Raw genomic sequence first — 1,093 nt, 5'->3', positions numbered from 1 at the left:
GATCGCCTCTTTCTCGAATCGCTTGGTGGTACAAACGATTCTACAGCAAAGGCGATCTTTTTTCTACCATTTAGTGGTTAATCAACAGGCCTGTTATTGTATTTCCCTTATTTCTAATTACGCTGGATTAAGATGGAGAATTCTGTACTTATATTTATATTCTGTTACAAGATAGGGGAGTAGCTAGGTTTGGAAAAAGAATATAAAGAGATTAATATTTATACAGAAATTGAAAAGAAAATTAACACTTTTAACAAAACAAGGCACAATAGAATAAAAATGAGTATTCGATTGAAAGACTATAGCCAGAAGTGGAAATTTGTGTTTTTTGTTCTTAATATTGAGGCGGTAATCTTTGTGTTACTTTCCTTAGCAGGTAAGGAGATCAACGGAAAATTTGATGGTACCGTTTTCAGTATAATATCGGGAGTATTTTCAATCTATGTGATATTAATACAGTATTATATAAATGAACTTAATTATAATGAGAGAGCATTAAAGGTACACTATCATCAACTTGAAATCGAAGATTTGATACTTAGATTAAAGGAACTACTAATGAAAAGTAATAGTCAAGATAACAAGCCAACCGAGGAGACACTATTCCTTCACTATTCTATTATCACTCGTGAATACCAGACAATCCTAAAAAATAACGAAAATCATGATGAAGTAGATAATAAAAGAAGATTACAGGAGACAACCGTTGAAAACAAGAAAAGTATAAAGCCTTTTGATTTAACAAACGATAATATTATTTTGTTTGTTAACATTAACCTTCTATGGATTGTCCCGATCCTTTCTGCGATACTATTGTTTATTGTCTTTTAACTCATGCTTCACCTAAAGACGGTTTTGTATAAGTAAGTAACCGTCTTTAGGTTGTGAAATAAATTATTAATTATTTAATCATCTAATGTTGTATTGAGCGTCAAGCCATTTCAAGTAATAAGGATCATAAATATTAGCTTTTATTTTTTCTTTGACTAAAGGATCTTGTCTAGGGCGTGTCTGAAAACTCATGATAGTGGAACTACTTCAACAAAATCATGGCAGAAGCCAAAAAAGCAAAGCTCAAAAAGTTTCGAGAAAG

At 31.4% G+C, this 1,093-nt stretch carries 1 protein-coding gene; it reads left to right on the top strand.

From position 1 onward, the window contains the following. Positions 1 to 189: 189 nt before the first annotated feature. Positions 190 to 831: an SLATT domain-containing protein gene (locus tag BLO51_RS28360; RefSeq protein WP_090677496.1), complete on the top strand. Its 642-nt coding sequence runs from the start codon at positions 190 to 192 to the stop codon at positions 829 to 831. The last annotated feature ends 262 nt before the right edge of the window (positions 832 to 1,093 follow it).

Origin of the sequence: Paenibacillus tianmuensis (assembly GCF_900100345.1) — a bacterium.
Lineage (GTDB): Bacteria > Bacillota > Bacilli > Paenibacillales > NBRC-103111 > Paenibacillus_G > Paenibacillus_G tianmuensis.
The sequence above is the reverse complement of the archived record's forward strand: the minus strand, read 5'-3'. Positions and strand labels throughout refer to the sequence as shown.